The following is a 14,983-nucleotide window of genomic DNA, read 5'->3' on the forward strand; positions in this document are numbered from 1 at the left end:
TATTATTCCTCCTTGCTAATCTGTTTCACAAATCTCCCAAAGTTTTGAGAAGTAAATCCTTCAACTTCTTTAGTAGAATAACTATTCAATAATTGCTCCACTAAATTCTGTGTTTTGGAGGCATCTTCAAGTCCTAAAACAAATTCACCGATTCCGTCAAAGTCTGAACCCAATCCTATCAAATGTTTCCCCCCAAGAGAAGCAATGTGATCCACATGCTTCACTAAGTCTTGTATCTCTACAGGCTTTTTAGAATTGTTAATAAACTGTGGATAATACACAACGTGAATGGGAGAATTTCTATCAATTAATGCTTTTAGTTGATCGTCCGTCAAATTTCTAACCGAATCACATATCGCTCGAACATTTGAGTGACTTGCCATTTGCCACTTTGCTTTCGGTAATACATCCCAAAATGATTTTTCACTCAAATGGGAAACGTCAATAATAATATTTTGTTCGTTTAATAAAGATACTACCTCTTCTCCAAAGGGTGTTAATCCAGTTCCCGAATTCACCGATGCACCATCCGCGACCTCGTTAGCACCATTCCATGTAAGACCAACTAATTTAACTCCGTGGGACAATAATAGCTTTAACTTTTGTATATCTCCATCGATCATGTCAAGACCTTCTAATGATAGTACCGCTCCAATTTGACCTTTTTCTAGTTTTTCTAGCTGCTCCCACTTGTAAATTGCAACTACATTCTCCTGATTTCCAACAATTTCTGTGTAAAAAAATTCAATTTGACGAATTGCTTCCATAAATTGTTTCTCTTTTGGAAACCCTTCCGATACAAATACCGCAAATACTTGAAGCGTTACTTCTCCAGCTTCTAATGCTTTTTTGTTTGCTTGTAGCAAGGGAGAACCTTCAAAAGGGATTGGATTTTCAGTCCTAGCTAATTTAAATAACACATCACAATGCAAATCGTATATTTTCACATTCTTCTCCCCCTAAAGAAAAACCGGCACTCTTCAAAGAGGCACCGGTTTTATTTTTATAGTAATTCTGATCTTAGCTGTTCTGCTGATTTAGGTGATAACAAACCTAATGGAATATCATAAACTGTTTTTGACCCACTCTGACCAGCTTGACCTAGACGGTAGGCCGCTCTTGCATACGCCACTAATACATTTGAGGTAAAGTTTGGATTACTATCCAGTTTCAATGAAAATTCCATTAACTGTTGGTCCTGTGCTCCACTTACTCCACTGCGAATGACGAAACCTCCATGAGGCATCCCACTATGGTTACTTTTCAATTCTTCTTCCGAAATAAATTGCACCGTCGTATCATAATCAGCAAAATAATTTGGCATTGTGACGATTTGTTCTTCTACTTGCGCTTTATTGGCACCTGGATCTAACACAACAAAGCATTCTCTCGTATGCTTTTCACTTGTTGAGAGAGTCGGTAGTTCGCCGTTACGCACACGGTCTACTGCTTCTTTTACAGGAAGTGTATATTGAACCGCATTTTTGACACCTTCGATTCGACGTATTGCATCTGAATGTCCTTGGCTTAAGCCATCTCCCCAAAATGTATAGGTATTCCCCTCCGGAAGAACAACTTCCCCAAGCAATCTATTTAATGAAAATAAGCCTGGATCCCATCCGACAGAAATAATACTTACTTTGTCTGAAGCTTTCGCTGATTTATCCACTTTTTCAAAGAACTCTGGAATTAATGCATGTGTATCAAAGCTATCCACTGTATGGAAGTCTTGTGCAAGTTGTGGTGTTTGTTCTGGCAGGTCTGTCGCAGAACCCCCACATAAAATCATCACATCTATTTTATCTTTGAAATCTTTTACATTATCCATTAAAAACACGCCGACAGAATCATCATTTACTTGTACAGTTGATGGATCACGTCTTGTGAATACTGCTACTAGCTCCATATCTGGGTTTTGCTTTATTGCAAATTGAACACCGCGCCCTAGATTTCCGTACCCGACAATACCAATTCGAATTTTACTCATTCTTCTTTTCCTCCATCAAAATAACTTTATTACTAAAAATACATACATAATTCTAAATAGTCAATGGATAATTATTCAGGTGCTTCTCCTCCAAAAGCTAACCACTCTTCTTTTGATGGACCATACATACCCGGAACTTCTAGACCTGCTTGGCGCATTAGTATTGTAAGCTGCCCTCTATGATGTGTTTGGTGGAATGTTAATACTTGCAGTACTAATGCAATTGGCCACATTTGACCATACATATCTTTTTCTTCAAGAAGCGTTTCATCTGTCCATTGTTCTTTTATCGCTTGAACCATTGCATCACTTGATTCTTTATATGCTTCTACCATTTCTTTTGCAGTTTTAGGCTGTACTGCATCATGCGGAGTTGCTATGAATTGTAGACCTGTTTTTCCGATCATTTCATCGATTGTCACAACAATATGCCATGCAATTTGTCCTAGCGTTCTGCCTTCTTCATATACTTTTTGATGTAAAGATTCGTCTGTTAATGTATGTAAAATTTTAAGTGTAGAATCACTTTCATGTTTCCAGTTCGTTAAAAAATCTTCTAGTTTTCTAATCAAGTAAACCCCTCCAATTAAGTTATATGTTCTATTTCGATTCTTTAGCAGCGAAATCCTGCTTACACGGATACTTTACGAATAGATATTACTTTCCGATTATGGTAGACTAAAGGATAGACAATAAGAGGACGTGAGCGAATTGATTAAAATCGAATTACCAAAACCAAACGTAACAATTACCCAACGCGAACAAGTACTTAAAGAAGGAGAAGTTGAAATTCCATCCATTTATGGATTTATCGATTTCCATCAAATTCCACGAGATACAGGTGGCATCTTTATGTTTTATAACAAAAATAATGAGCTACTATTCGTAGGTAAAGCACGTAAAATTAGACAACGCATTAAAAAGCACTTCGAAGACAATGTGTCTCCAATGATTAAGCATCGTGACGAAGTGTACAAAATTAGCGTTTCTATCGTGGAAGAAGCAGTGGATCGTGAAATTTATGAAACATATGCGATCAATACACTTAAAGCAAAATACAATATCGACAAAGCATTTTTTAAATAAAAACACAAGGAGAAGCTTTTTCTCCTTGTGTTTTTATTTAATTTCACTTTTTCTGTTTGGTTGTTCTAGTACCCAATTGATTGCTTTCAAAGCTAAATTCGTGGCTGTTATTTTTCCGATTCAAAAATACTCGTACTATGAAGTGGTTGCACCCGTGATTTTGGATCAATGAATGTCTTAATATGACTAATAGCAATTGGGACTTCACCAAAACCAACCGCAATGAGCTTTACTTTTCCATCATGCGTGCATACATCTCCTGCAGCATAAATACCTTCTATATTTGTTTCCATTTTTTCATTTACGACGACAGAATTTTTTTGCATTTCAAGACCCCAATCCTTTAAAGGCCCTAGCGACGCAACATTTCCGTAATTGACGATGACGTGATCTACCGGAATTCGGTGTTCTGATTTATCTTTCCCTATGATAACTACTTCATGAACACTTTCACCGTTTCCAACTAACTCTTTTATTCCAAAAGGTGTTTTCACCTGAACTTTCGAATTATGAAGTTGCTGAACGGTCATCTCATGTGCTGTAAACTGTTCTTTTCGGTGACAAATAGTGACGTTTTTCGCGACCTCTTCTAGCATTAAGGACCAATCTAGTGCAGAGTCGCCTCCACCCAATACGAGAACATTCGAATCTTTGAAGTGGTTAATATCTTTTACTTTGTAATGTAGGTTTTTCCCATCGTAATCTGCTGCTCCCGGAACATTTAACTTACGAGGTTGGAAAGAACCAATTCCCGAAGTAAGTAAAATTGTTTTGGAATAATGAACTGTTTTATCTGTTGTTAAAGCAAAGCAATCGGGAAGTCTTTCGAGTGTACTTGCCGTTTCTTCTAAACAAATTGTCGGATTACTATATGCAGCTTGCTCTTCCAAATTAGCTACTAAATCTCTAGCTAGTATCTTCGGAAGACCGCCAATGTCATATATATATTTATCTGGATATAGCTCCATTAACTGACCACCAAGCTGTGGTAGACTATCAATTATTTTCACTTTTAAATCACGTAGACCTGCATAAAAAGAAGCAAATAATCCAGTTGGACCACCGCCTATTATAATTACATCGTATAATTCCTTATCCATACTGCCTTTCACCTCACTGCTTTTTCGAGAATGAAAAGGATTCTCATTCATAGTTTACCACAAATTTTTTCGATCTCACAAAAATCGGTTTCGGATTTCTGGCGAAGGAATCATACAACTATCTTTTTTTCCAAACCATTTATAACGATTTTTAGCGAAAATTTTATACAGAACTTCTCGTAATGTCTTGGGGATAACTTTAAAAATGTAAAAGACCTTCCACATTCCTTTTAAATGCTTACAAATAAAAAGTGCGGCATCGGAGGAATCATATACTGTATCATTTTCAATTACTATTACGCCATCCAATTTTTCACTTATATGGTGTTTCTTTTTGAGTTCTTTTCCAACGTCACTTTGCAACGCAGCAAATTGAAAATACCCTTTTGGATCTCTTGCAATGATAAATTGAACACTTGCATCGCAAAAGTTGCATTCCCCGTCGAACAAAATAATAGCAGTCATATAATATCCCCCTTTTCCACAGTTTAACAGTTGCCGTTGAAAAAGAATATGTCCCAATACAAACTTGTAATGGGTCATTCTAGTTATTGCTTATCGGAAGGTGTATCGGAAGAACCGACTTCTTCTAAAATTTCAAAACTGTTTTCATAATCGCGAATTCTAGGATCTTCATTTTCCACTGGTTGATCAGTCGTGGAATTTAGAAGAGATTCTTCAACCGGCCGAATCTCCTCATTGATCTCTTGCTGTGCATGCTCCACACAAGTCGTTGTAGATGGAATAGCTTCTAGTCTTTCCAGTGGGATTTCCTTAGAACATTCGGTACATATACCGTATATTCCCTTCTCCATTGCCGATAGTGCTTCCTTTATATCTTCTATTTCATCTTCGTAGTGTTTTCGTAACGCTAGTCGTGTATGTTTATCAGTTAGGTCCGTCGCATTATCTGCCGGATGATTATCGTAATTGGATAACTCTGTTGTTTCAAACTCCTCATCATTCTCTATACTATGTTCCAATTCATCTAAACGTTTTAATAAGGTATTTTTTAATTTGTCGTATTTCGCCATTTGAACTCCTCCTCGTTATTTAAAGGATTCCCATATATCAGCGAAATAAAACTATTTGTACATCTCGATTTAGTAATAACAAATATTGGTATAGCTGTGAACGGTGATGCACTAAGTGATTCATGATTTGAAAAAACCATTCTGCTATACTGTATTCACTTCCCCAATATGTTTTGAACTGTCGTTCTAATTCTTCTTTAGAAAGTTCTTTATAGTGTAAAATAAGTTCCTGCATTCCATCTAAAAAATGTACGATGATATTCTCTATCGTTTCCGGCATATGCGTTTGATAATACTCCGTCATTTGTTGTTTCGAATATTCTTTTTGAATATGCAAATCTGCTCCTGGTATTTGGGAAAGATGTACACAAATCTCCCATACACTCATTTTGTTTGCAATTGGACGTTTATGTAAAAGGTATTCATCTACTTGTTGAAGCAATTCTACAATTGTATCTGAAACGAATTGAAATTGCTTTAGTGCATCATTGATCATTTGTACGCTCTTTTCCTACTTCCGTATGCGCAAATTTCCTTACCATCTTCTTAATGTTTTCTACTTTTCGAAATCGAAGTGCTGACCAGTCCTCATCGATTGCAATGTTTCGTACAGGTTCGAATCCTTCATTTGCAAGTATTTCAGTCAAATTTATTCCTCTTTTCATTTTTCCATTCATATTACCTTATTTTATTGCCAACATACAATAATACTTTCATTACATTATTTCCGCCAATTAAAGTATTATTAATAGAAAGGAGTGTTTGTTAATGGGTATTCATAAGTTTTTTATGAGCATGAACGATTTAGAAAGAATTATACGATGTCCCGGACGTTTTAAATTTGAGGAGCATAATGTAGCTGCTCATTCTTGGAAGGTTTCGCAATATGCGATGTTTTTTGCTACAATCGAAGAGAACAATGGTGCAACTATTAACTGGAAGTCGCTTTACGAAAAAACGATTAACCATGACTTTGCAGAAATATTCATCGGTGACATTAAAACACCCGTGAAACATGCTTCTCCTGAACTGAAACAAATGCTTTCTCATGTGGAAGAAAAAATGATGGAAAAATTTATCTTAGACGAAATTCCCACTGAGTTCCAACCAATCTTTTTTGATCGAATGAAAGAAGGAAAAGACGAAACAATTGAAGGTAGATTATTAGAACTTGCTGATAAGCTAGATCAAGTATACGAAGCTTTTGCAGAACTACAACGAGGCAACACGGATATAGAATTTTTGAAAATGTACGAAAATGCACTAAAGAAAATTTTGCATATTCCACTAAAAAAAAGCATTTCTTATTTTAAAGAGGTTATGCTTCAAGATATAATAGCAGAAGAATCTGTAATAGATGTAAAGTCAATCACGCTAAAAATTCTTGAAAATTAAAAATTTATACACTAAAAATACAATATATTGTATAATACTATTAAACTATTAAGATAATTGAGGGAGGGTATACATATGCCTATACCAGTGAATCATACAAAACCAGTTCGAACTACTGCAAAACTCCATGCTTTCAATCAGTTGCAACAGTGGATAATCGACGGTACTCTTCAACCGGAAGAAAAACTAAATGATATAGAGCTTGCACAGGCTTTAGGTGTGAGCAGAACACCAATTCGTGAGTCTTTGCAGCTTCTAGAATCGCAAGGCTTTGTAACCATGCAACCTGGAAGAGCTACACAGGTGACAGCTGTAGAAACGCAAGATATTAATAATCTTCTACCACCATTAGCAATATTGCAAGCGCTTGCAGCAGAGCTCTCTATTCAAAATATGGATGATGCTACACTTGAATTGTTGGAAGAAAAAAACAAAGAATTTGCCGATGCACTATATGCGGAGGAATTTACTACTGCATTAAAGGTGGATGAAGAATTCCATCAAATTATTGTAGACAGTGCCAATAATCCATACATACTTTCTATGATAGAGATGCTTCAAGCACATGTTCGAAGATTATTCTATTATGAAAAGATTGTTTTAAGAGAACACTCCATCAAGCAGCATGCAGAAATTATTCATCTATTAAGAGAAAAGGATTCTCAAAAAGTAGCAGAAACAATGCGAGCAAATTGGATCTATACAATTGAAGAGTTTTAATAGAAACAAGCCCTTGATGATTAATCAAGGGCTTCCTTTTTGTTAATAGATCTGTTTAAAAGTTTTATCTTTTTTGCATTCTTCCAATAACACCTGTTATTAGGGTTACAACTAAGAATGGTATTAACCATCCTAGACCAGCACCGTAAAATGGCAAATAGTTTTCATAAAATGACACAATCGGATTCATCCATCCGAAATAGTCGATTTCTAGAGAACCACATAAAGCTTTCAAACCATCAATTACACTAATTAAAAATGTGACGAACATAACACTTATATATACAAGCCGTGCATGTTTAAATAGCGGTGAAAGAAATGTTAACAAGATTAGTACAATGGATAATGGATAAAGCAACATCAATACGGGAATAGAATACGTAATGATATTTGATAATCCAAAATTCGCAATAACACAAGTAAAAACACTAAAAATAATAACAAATGATTTATAGCTAATTTTTGGCATTAACGTATGAAAGTACTCTCCACAAGCAGTCGTCAAACCAATACTAGTCGTCAAACAAGCTAAGAAAATTATGACCGATAAAAGAATGGCTCCAAATGATCCAAAATAATGCTCGGACGCGCTACTCAAAACTGGACCTCCGTTAGCAAAGATACCAAAAAGTTCTGTACTCGTTGCTCCTAAATAACCAATACCTGCATAAATAACACCTAAAAAGAAGATGGCAATCCCACCAGACTTCGCAGTAGCTACAATTATTCCTTTTGTCGATGTGATTCCCATCGAACGAACAGCAGTGATAACAATAATACCGAATACTAACGAAGCTAAAGCATCCATCGTATTGTAACCTTCAGTAAAACCAGTCATAAATGCATTGTCTACATAACTTCCATGAGGTGCTTCAAAACCGCCCATTGGTTTAATGAAAACAAATAGTAATAAAATGAATAACCCAATAATTATTCCAGGAGATAAGTACTTCCCTACATTATCCACAATTTTAGATGGATTAAGTGAAAATAAAAGCGTAACTCCAAAGAATATAATCGTAAATATTAATAACCCAATCTTTGCATGATCGACATTCATAAATGGTAGGATACCAACTTCAAAAGAAACCGCTCCTGTTCGTGGTAATGCAAAAAACGGTCCAATTGTTAAGTATAATATAGTTGTAAAAATTACGCCGAATAGTGGATGTACTCTACTAGATAAATCTTGCAAATTTTTACTTCCTGAAAAGCCCATTGCGAGTGTACCTAAGAAAGGTAGTCCTATTCCAGTTATCAAAAATCCAATCACCGCTGGCCATACATTTGTACCAGCATTCTGCCCTAAACTTGCAGGAAAAATGAGGTTCCCTGCTCCGAAAAATAATGCAAATAACATCACTCCAATTACAAGATAATTGGTAAATGATAATTTTTTGTTCATTTAATTTGCCTCCTGTAATGATAAATAATCATTTCTATTTCGCTATGTTTTCTCTTAGATGAATGCAATTCAAATGATTTCTATCATTTCTTCAGCATGCAATATATCAGAACTGATGATACTATGTATAGTTGCAGAATGCAATATATCAGAATGAGTTTATAGAATATTGATGTTATTGCATTATTAATTATTAGCTGTAATTTTCTGATCTTTAGGTAATGCGATTGCTACAAGTCCAATAAGTGGAAGTGTGGAAACAACAATCATTGTCGTATAAACTCCTACATGATCCATCAAAATACCAATAACGACTGCTCCTATCGCTCCCATTCCAAATGCAAGTCCAACCGTTAAACCTGCCATCGTGCCAATTTTACTTGGTACAAGCTCTTGTGCGTAAACGACGGTCACTGAAAAACTGAGCATGAGGAAGAAACCAATAACTATTAGTAATAACACCACTGCCCAAATCGGAACATATGGCAATATTAAACACAAAGGAATCGGCACTGCCATAGATAGTAAAATAACATTTCTTCTACCTAGACGATCCGCCATTGGCCCACCAAAGAAAGTGCCAACTGCTCCCAAAGCTAGAAAGATGAAAATTAATAATTGCCCTTCTTTGATTGTTAAACTGTAGTTTTTCATCAAGTGAAAAATATAAAAGTTAGTCATATTCGTTACGTAGAATGATCTTGCGAAAACAATAATCATTAGAAGTGATAAAGCAATTCCTATCTGTTTTTTAGACAGTGCTGGCAATGAGGAAAGAATCGCTTTTTTCCTTTTTGAAAACTTTTCTTCCTCCAATTGCTTCTTATACCATTTTGAGATCTTAGATAATAAAAATATTCCAGCAGCCGCTACAATTAAAAAAAGTGCTGCACCTTTTTGACCTAATGGCACTAAAATAAAGGCACTGATAAGAGGTGCTAATGCTTGTCCAGAATTTCCACCTACTTGGTAAATAGACTGTGAAAGTCCTCTTTTAGAACCTGCCGCCATATAGGAAACTCGAGAGCCTTCGGGATGAAATACCGCTGAGCCAAGTCCAAGGAATATTACGGATACTAGAATCACCCAGTACTGAGGGGCAAAAGCGAGTCCAGCCATACCGAAAAAAGAACTAATCATTCCAAGTGGGAGTGCGTATGGCATCGGTTTTTTATCACTAATAAATCCAACAACTGGTTGTAGAACAGATGCAACAATATTTAACATAAAAGATATTAATCCTAATTGGGTGAATGTTAAACCTATCTCTTTTTCCAAAACAGGAAACATTGCAGGAATCACAGATTGCAATGAGTCATTAAATAAATGGCAGACGCTAATAGCAAACATGATTGGATAAACAGGATTACTGATTTTATGCGAAGCATTTGATGTAGACATATTTTTTCTTCACGCTCTTTCACTTGTTGAATTTTGTTAATGGATTCATTATAACGCAAAAGTCAATTCTAACTCGGAAGAAAAAAGGATAGTTCGAACTCTTTTGGAAAGACTATATTGGAGAACTTTAATATACAAAGGAGTTTAGATAAATGAAAAATTTATTTGATATTCACTTTTGGGAAATGATTATACGAACGACAGTTTCTTTTGCAACTCTCCTTTTACTTGCTAGGATATTAGGAAAAAAACAACTTAGCCAACTTACATTTTTCCATTATATTACGGGCATTACGATTGGTTCAATTGCTTCCGAAATTGCAGCCCAAAAGGAAACTCCTTTTATCGACGGTTATATTGCCCTTATCTGGTGGGCAATTCTTACATTAGTCATGAGTTATATTACGTTAAAATCGACAAAAGCACGTACACTAGTTGACGATAACCCTACGATTGTTATTAAAGATGGAGAAATTTCCATTAAGTCCATAAAAAAAGCTCGTTTACATATGGATGATGTATTAATGATGCTTAGAGAACAATCTATTTTCTCCATTCAAGACGTTCATTATGCAGTACTCGAAACGAATGGAAAGTTAAGTGTCTTTAAAAAAGTTGCGCAACAAGAAGCAACCAAACTAGATGTAAAAGCGGATGTATCAGCGCCAACCTATATGCCTTCTGAAATCATTTCAGATGGCGTACTCGTTTACAAAAACTTGGAGGAATTGGATCTAACTGAAGAGTGGGTGATGAAGAAGCTTCGTAAACAAGGCGTTGATTCAGTAGAAGAGGTTTATTATGCTCAGCTTCAAACAAACGGTTCCCTATATGTTAGCTTACGGAAAAACGGGATATAAGAAAAGTGCACGCTTACTTAAGTGCATTATGTCTTCTCTATTTCCCAAGTGCTATTTATCCGAAAGCGAGACCAATTTTAATTCGCCCGAGACTAATTGGAAGGCACTGTAAAATAGCGTGTGGAATGACGCTATAAATTAAGCTACCTCAATAAATGCCGGATTTCTAGCAACCCATTTCATAAACATTTTCTTTAAAAAAGCGCAAGCGCCCTTTAAGTGCACCTTGTCTTCTCTATTTCTAGAGTGCTTTGTACGAAACATTTGCTACACTATTACCGCAGGAATTTTTGTGGATGGAGAAGTGACTGCGTCACTTCTCCATCCACTTTTTTTGAATAATCTTGTGGCGGATGTTTGTCCGTCGCCTTCTTGAAATTTGTAGAGACAAGGTGCGTAAGGTTTGGTTAATGAGAGATTAGATACTTTCCTATTCTTTTAAAAGCGGACGAAGATGCAATTTCGTCCGCTCAGCGCTTCTTTATCAATGAATACTACCTATTTTTTTCAGACCCACCAATTCTAATGATCTACCCGCTGATTCATGTATACTGTGTACGATAAAAGTAAAAACATATAGGAAATCCTGCTTAAGGAAGACACCATTAAAATCACTTCAAGTCTTTGTGAATACTGGATTTCTAGTATATAAGTTTCATATACTTTCTTATTAGGAACTACTCACTTAATGGATTGTAGTGAAAGGTGGCGACTCCAGACGGAGGCCAACAGGATGTTGGTCACGAAGGCGTTGCCACACGATGTGGCGCTCTTAGCCTTCGTTCCTCGGAGACAGGTGTGCCATCGCAAACGACGCGAATGCGGCGGTGATGGCTCATCTCTCACCCCGCGGAACGCGTCCACCTGAAACGGAAATCCGCGGTATTCTTTAATTCTTTAAAGTACTATGAACACTGGTTTCGCAGGTTGATAATCCATATACTTTCTTATCTTTTAAAAAAGGACTTCCATTGACGCTGGAAGTCCTTTTCTTATTGTTATTTCCCTATAGTTTGTACTATTGATTGGTTTATCCCTTTTAAGTCTATCTCTTTTACTAATTCGTTGCTCAGTTTATACTTTTCTTTCAACAATAGAATGCGACTGACGCTTGTATTTATTCGTTCCTCAGAAATCTCTCCATTATGAACTGCTTGTTTAATCGCATCAATAGCTCTTTTCACCTTTTGGTAATCATGCGCTATTAACACGATATCGTTCCCAGCTTTCACAGCGTCCACTGCAGCTTGTCCAATTTCATAATGACCTAGTATTGCATTCATCGTCATATCGTCGGTCATCACCACTCCATCGAATTGAAGTTGTTCCCTTAATATACCCGTAATAATGGTATGGGACATAGAAGAAGGAAACTTTGCATCAATCTTTGGCAATAGAATATGGGCAACCATGACGACATCCGCTCCATGCTCGATGGCATCTTTAAATGGAATTAACTCTAGCGCATATAGTTCTTTTATATTTTTCTGGATGATTGGAAGTTCTAAATGAGAATCCACTGCCGTATCACCGTGGCCTGGGAAATGCTTCACCACGGAAATAACATTTTCACTTTGAATACCTTTCATCGTCTGTATGCCAAGTTTACTCACAATCTCTGCGTTTTCGCCAAAAGAACGATCTCCAATAATGGGGTTTTTAGGATTACTATTCACATCCAGCACTGGTGCAAAATCGAGATTAAAACCGAATGCATTCATCACTTTTCCTAAAAGGGTACCTATATTATAAGAAAGAGCTGGATCATTTTGTTTTCCAATTTCTTGATTTGTAGGCGTCTTATTTAGTCCAGGTAGCCTCGATATTCTACCTCCCTCTTGATCAACACCTAAAAATAGTGGAAGCTTTTCCTTTTCATTTTCGGCTTTTATTGCATTTAATAAAGAGATAGTTTGATTAGCATTTTTTAGATTTTCTTTATAAAAGATCATTCCCCCAATTTTATCCGTTGAAATTAATTCCTTAGATTCATTAGTTAAGCTTGTACCGTCCATCCCCGCAAAAATCATTTGTCCTATTTTTTCGTCCAAACTCATGTCAGAAATAGATGGGGTTTCTTCTTCTACATCCATATAAACGGATACATGATCTACTGCTGGATTAGGTTCGCTTTCTGTCACTTTTGGTAAAATCCATTTCAGTTGGTATTTTGAGGAAACTTCATAAATAAGAATGGTTTGGTCTACCTTATCGTCTTGGTAGCTTCGAATTTCATCTGCTTCACCCTTTATCCTTTCAATATCCTCTAAATGTATTTGTTGAATAGCCAGGAAAGAGGATCGAATATCAAAAACAATATTGGAACGATGACCGATTGTCACGTTTTTGGATAAATAGTCTTCATAAATAGCTGTTGAAACTTCGCTTTTTTCCTCTGGCGCTCCCCATAATTTATGTACATCTTGAATATCCGTCTCACCTACAATAAACGGAACATCCATTGATTGCCCTTTTTCTGCAAGTTCAAAAACTAGCTGTACTAGAGATTCCACTTCGGATGGCTCTTTTACTATAGGTGTTCCCCCTTTATCAATCATTTCTTTTTGTTCTTTATTGCTTTCTATAATTAACGTAACAAATACGATTACTAAAAACAAAAAAAGGAATAATGTTACTTTTTTGATCATAAAAGAACCCCCAAATGAATGATGTTGCTCATTTTCTATTTCTTTAAGTGTAACCATTATACCCTTAATTTAACTTCATACAATGTATGGACCTATCTTAATTTCAATTCATTTAAACTAACAAAAGCGACCTCAAGAATGATCTCAAGGTCGCTAATTTTATTCTGGCAATTTTTCATAAGCCATTTTACGAATGATTTGTTCATGTTGCGGATACTTTTCTAATAACTCACTTTGCGTGAAAAGTTCGAAGTCTTCAAAATCAAAACCGGGAGCAACCATACAGCCAACGAGCGAAAATATTCCATTCTCATTAACAGAAGAACCAAAAATAGAATTTTTAGGTACCAACACTTGAGGTGTTTCTCCGTTTTCCAAATCAAGCCCTAGCTTATGTTCGAAATAATTTCCTTCTTCATCAATCACATGTACTAGCAAAGAACATCCGCCATGGAAATACCATATTTCATCTGACTTTAGTCGGTGGAAATGCGATACATCTCCTTCTCCTAATAGAAAATAAATACTCGTATAAAGCTTTCGTGTTGTTCCAAATGCATCTAATGATTGTCCGGAATTATATGTACCTTTATAATACCCACCTTCCGGGTGAGGCTCCAAACCTAAATGGTGTATGTAATAACTGGCATCCTTCTGCATTACACTTCCCTCATTTCTAAATGTTTCATACAATTGAACAGATGACATAAGTTTTTAGTGTCTTGTAATTCTATCACTGTCAAAGAAGTATTTCCTATATCTCTAACGAATTCACCATTTGGTACAAGCACATTAATTAATCGTCCAATAAAGCCTCCGTGACTAACAACTAATACTCGTTTTCCAGGGTGCGCCTGCTTAACATCTTCTATAAAAGACATACCACGAGCAATAATAACCTCTTCTGGCTCAAATCCCAATTCTAATTTTCTCCATCCAAAGCCCCATTTTGCAACTCGCTCTCCCTCTGTTGTACCTTCAATAATACCTCCACCGATTTCCCCCAGTCGCTTGTCAACAACAAAATCAGTCTCCGGTTGTTTTTCAGCAATGATCTCGGCAGTTCTTTTCGCACGAATTAAAGGACTTGTATAAATGATGTCCCATTCTTCTTGTTCGATTCTATCGGCAACCCTCTCCGCCATTTCGATTCCTTCCTCATCCAGTGGGACATCTGTTGTTCCTTGTGCTCTTCCCTCTTTATTCCAAGCTGTTACACCATGTCTAACAAATCCTATTGTTGTCATTTTATTTTCCCCTTGTTATGTTCATATTTATTTCACCCATGATTCATTGTAGAGCAAAGGAAGAAGTACAACACTTTGGTACTGGCTTATCATTCAGTTT

The 14,983-nt window shown here is 36.2% G+C and carries 17 protein-coding genes; 4 read left to right on the plus strand and 13 right to left on the minus strand.

Annotation, left to right across the window (positions count from 1 at the left end):
* Positions 1–2: 2 nt before the first annotated feature.
* The 3 genes from ACEPXD_RS17630 to ACEPXD_RS17640 all read right to left on the minus strand — a co-directional run bounded on the left by ACEPXD_RS17630 (position 3) and on the right by ACEPXD_RS17640 (position 2,559).
* Complete coding sequence (locus tag ACEPXD_RS17630) at positions 3–947, minus strand: dipeptidase (protein ID WP_391118032.1); 945 nt, start codon at positions 945–947, stop codon at positions 3–5.
* Between the two features lie 56 nt (positions 948–1,003).
* Complete coding sequence (locus ACEPXD_RS17635) at positions 1,004–1,987, minus strand: diaminopimelate dehydrogenase (RefSeq protein ID WP_391118035.1); 984 nt, start codon at positions 1,985–1,987, stop codon at positions 1,004–1,006.
* A gap of 71 nt (positions 1,988–2,058) precedes the next feature.
* A complete protein-coding gene (locus ACEPXD_RS17640; protein ID WP_391118037.1) occupies positions 2,059–2,559 on the minus strand; it encodes a DinB family protein in 501 nt (166 codons plus the stop codon).
* A gap of 139 nt (positions 2,560–2,698) precedes the next feature.
* Here ACEPXD_RS17640 and ACEPXD_RS17645 point away from each other — a divergent pair, with 139 nt between their 5' ends.
* Entirely contained in the window at positions 2,699–3,073 is a 375-nt protein-coding gene (locus ACEPXD_RS17645; RefSeq protein ID WP_391118039.1) for a nucleotide excision repair endonuclease, read from the plus strand.
* Between the two features lie 107 nt (positions 3,074–3,180).
* Here the strand turns inward: ACEPXD_RS17645 and ACEPXD_RS17650 are convergent, their stop codons facing one another.
* From ACEPXD_RS17650 to ACEPXD_RS17670, 5 genes are all read right to left on the minus strand, one after another.
* Complete coding sequence (locus ACEPXD_RS17650; RefSeq protein WP_391118041.1) at positions 3,181–4,173, minus strand: NAD(P)/FAD-dependent oxidoreductase; 993 nt, start codon at positions 4,171–4,173, stop codon at positions 3,181–3,183.
* 75 nt (positions 4,174–4,248) lie between these two features.
* A complete protein-coding gene (locus ACEPXD_RS17655) occupies positions 4,249–4,638 on the minus strand; it encodes a thiol-disulfide oxidoreductase DCC family protein (protein ID WP_391118043.1) in 390 nt (129 codons plus the stop codon).
* Positions 4,639–4,721: 83 nt separating this feature from the next.
* The gene (locus ACEPXD_RS17660; protein WP_391118045.1) at positions 4,722–5,207 is read right to left on the minus strand and encodes a TraR/DksA C4-type zinc finger protein; all 486 of its coding nucleotides are present in this window, start codon (positions 5,205–5,207) and stop codon (positions 4,722–4,724) included.
* 37 nt (positions 5,208–5,244) lie between these two features.
* Entirely contained in the window at positions 5,245–5,703 is a 459-nt protein-coding gene (locus ACEPXD_RS17665) for a DinB family protein (RefSeq protein ID WP_391118047.1), read from the minus strand.
* Positions 5,693–5,872, minus strand: coding sequence for a hypothetical protein (locus ACEPXD_RS17670; protein ID WP_391118049.1), 180 nt, complete (start codon positions 5,870–5,872; stop codon positions 5,693–5,695). Before ACEPXD_RS17670 ends, ACEPXD_RS17665 begins: the two co-directional genes overlap by 11 nt.
* A 103-nt stretch (positions 5,873–5,975) precedes the next feature.
* Here ACEPXD_RS17670 and ACEPXD_RS17675 point away from each other — a divergent pair, with 103 nt between their 5' ends.
* Both ACEPXD_RS17675 and ACEPXD_RS17680 read left to right on the plus strand, forming a co-directional pair.
* The gene (locus ACEPXD_RS17675; RefSeq protein WP_391118051.1) at positions 5,976–6,602 is read left to right on the plus strand and encodes a YfbR-like 5'-deoxynucleotidase; all 627 of its coding nucleotides are present in this window, start codon (positions 5,976–5,978) and stop codon (positions 6,600–6,602) included.
* Between the two features lie 75 nt (positions 6,603–6,677).
* Positions 6,678–7,322, plus strand: a complete 645-nt coding sequence (locus ACEPXD_RS17680; RefSeq protein WP_391118053.1) for a GntR family transcriptional regulator — start codon at positions 6,678–6,680, stop codon at positions 7,320–7,322.
* Positions 7,323–7,386: 64 nt separating this feature from the next.
* Here the strand turns inward: ACEPXD_RS17680 and brnQ are convergent, their stop codons facing one another.
* Both brnQ and ACEPXD_RS17690 read right to left on the minus strand, forming a co-directional pair.
* Complete coding sequence (gene brnQ, locus ACEPXD_RS17685) at positions 7,387–8,727, minus strand: branched-chain amino acid transport system II carrier protein (protein WP_391118055.1); 1,341 nt, start codon at positions 8,725–8,727, stop codon at positions 7,387–7,389.
* 186 nt (positions 8,728–8,913) lie between these two features.
* Positions 8,914–10,128: an MFS transporter gene (locus ACEPXD_RS17690; protein WP_391118057.1), complete on the minus strand. Its 1,215-nt coding sequence runs from the start codon at positions 10,126–10,128 to the stop codon at positions 8,914–8,916.
* A 152-nt stretch (positions 10,129–10,280) separates the two neighbouring features.
* Between ACEPXD_RS17690 and ACEPXD_RS17695 the strand changes: the two genes are divergently transcribed.
* Entirely contained in the window at positions 10,281–10,988 is a 708-nt protein-coding gene (locus tag ACEPXD_RS17695; protein ID WP_391118059.1) for a YetF domain-containing protein, read from the plus strand.
* 998 nt (positions 10,989–11,986) lie between these two features.
* On the opposite strand, the gene nagZ is transcribed toward ACEPXD_RS17695, so the two are convergent.
* From nagZ to ACEPXD_RS17710, 3 genes are all read right to left on the minus strand, one after another.
* The gene (nagZ, locus tag ACEPXD_RS17700; protein ID WP_391118061.1) at positions 11,987–13,636 is read right to left on the minus strand and encodes a beta-N-acetylhexosaminidase; all 1,650 of its coding nucleotides are present in this window, start codon (positions 13,634–13,636) and stop codon (positions 11,987–11,989) included.
* A 159-nt stretch (positions 13,637–13,795) separates the two neighbouring features.
* Positions 13,796–14,296: a cupin domain-containing protein gene (locus tag ACEPXD_RS17705; RefSeq protein ID WP_391118063.1), complete on the minus strand. Its 501-nt coding sequence runs from the start codon at positions 14,294–14,296 to the stop codon at positions 13,796–13,798.
* On the minus strand, positions 14,296–14,883 hold the full coding sequence (locus ACEPXD_RS17710) for a histidine phosphatase family protein (RefSeq protein WP_391118065.1): 588 nt from the start codon (positions 14,881–14,883) through the stop codon (positions 14,296–14,298). Before ACEPXD_RS17710 ends, ACEPXD_RS17705 begins: the two co-directional genes overlap by 1 nt.
* Positions 14,884–14,983 lie beyond the last annotated feature (100 nt).

Origin of the sequence: Psychrobacillus sp. L3 (assembly GCF_042945595.1) — a bacterium.
Taxonomy (GTDB): Bacteria; Bacillota; Bacilli; order Bacillales_A; family Planococcaceae; genus Psychrobacillus.

Excerpts from the sequence above, each read along its gene's own strand:
- ACEPXD_RS17635 (WP_391118035.1), bottom strand. The coding sequence starts at position 1,987 with ATGAGTAAAATTCGAATTGGTATTGTCGGGTACGGAAATCTAGGGCGC.
- ACEPXD_RS17650 (WP_391118041.1), bottom strand. The coding sequence starts at position 4,173 with ATGGATAAGGAATTATACGATGTAATTATAATAGGCGGTGGTCCAACT.
- ACEPXD_RS17655 (WP_391118043.1), bottom strand. The coding sequence starts at position 4,638 with ATGACTGCTATTATTTTGTTCGACGGGGAATGCAACTTTTGCGATGCA.
- ACEPXD_RS17660 (WP_391118045.1), bottom strand. The coding sequence starts at position 5,207 with ATGGCGAAATACGACAAATTAAAAAATACCTTATTAAAACGTTTAGAT.
- ACEPXD_RS17665 (WP_391118047.1), bottom strand. The coding sequence starts at position 5,703 with ATGATCAATGATGCACTAAAGCAATTTCAATTCGTTTCAGATACAATT.
- ACEPXD_RS17670 (WP_391118049.1), bottom strand. The coding sequence starts at position 5,872 with ATGAAAAGAGGAATAAATTTGACTGAAATACTTGCAAATGAAGGATTC.
- ACEPXD_RS17675 (WP_391118051.1), top strand. The coding sequence starts at position 5,976 with ATGGGTATTCATAAGTTTTTTATGAGCATGAACGATTTAGAAAGAATT.
- ACEPXD_RS17680 (WP_391118053.1), top strand. The coding sequence starts at position 6,678 with ATGCCTATACCAGTGAATCATACAAAACCAGTTCGAACTACTGCAAAA.
- brnQ (WP_391118055.1), bottom strand. The coding sequence starts at position 8,727 with ATGAACAAAAAATTATCATTTACCAATTATCTTGTAATTGGAGTGATG.
- ACEPXD_RS17690 (WP_391118057.1), bottom strand. The coding sequence starts at position 10,128 with ATGTCTACATCAAATGCTTCGCATAAAATCAGTAATCCTGTTTATCCA.
- ACEPXD_RS17695 (WP_391118059.1), top strand. The coding sequence starts at position 10,281 with ATGAAAAATTTATTTGATATTCACTTTTGGGAAATGATTATACGAACG.
- nagZ (WP_391118061.1), bottom strand. The coding sequence starts at position 13,636 with ATGATCAAAAAAGTAACATTATTCCTTTTTTTGTTTTTAGTAATCGTA.
- ACEPXD_RS17705 (WP_391118063.1), bottom strand. The coding sequence starts at position 14,296 with ATGCAGAAGGATGCCAGTTATTACATACACCATTTAGGTTTGGAGCCT.
- ACEPXD_RS17710 (WP_391118065.1), bottom strand. The coding sequence starts at position 14,883 with ATGACAACAATAGGATTTGTTAGACATGGTGTAACAGCTTGGAATAAA.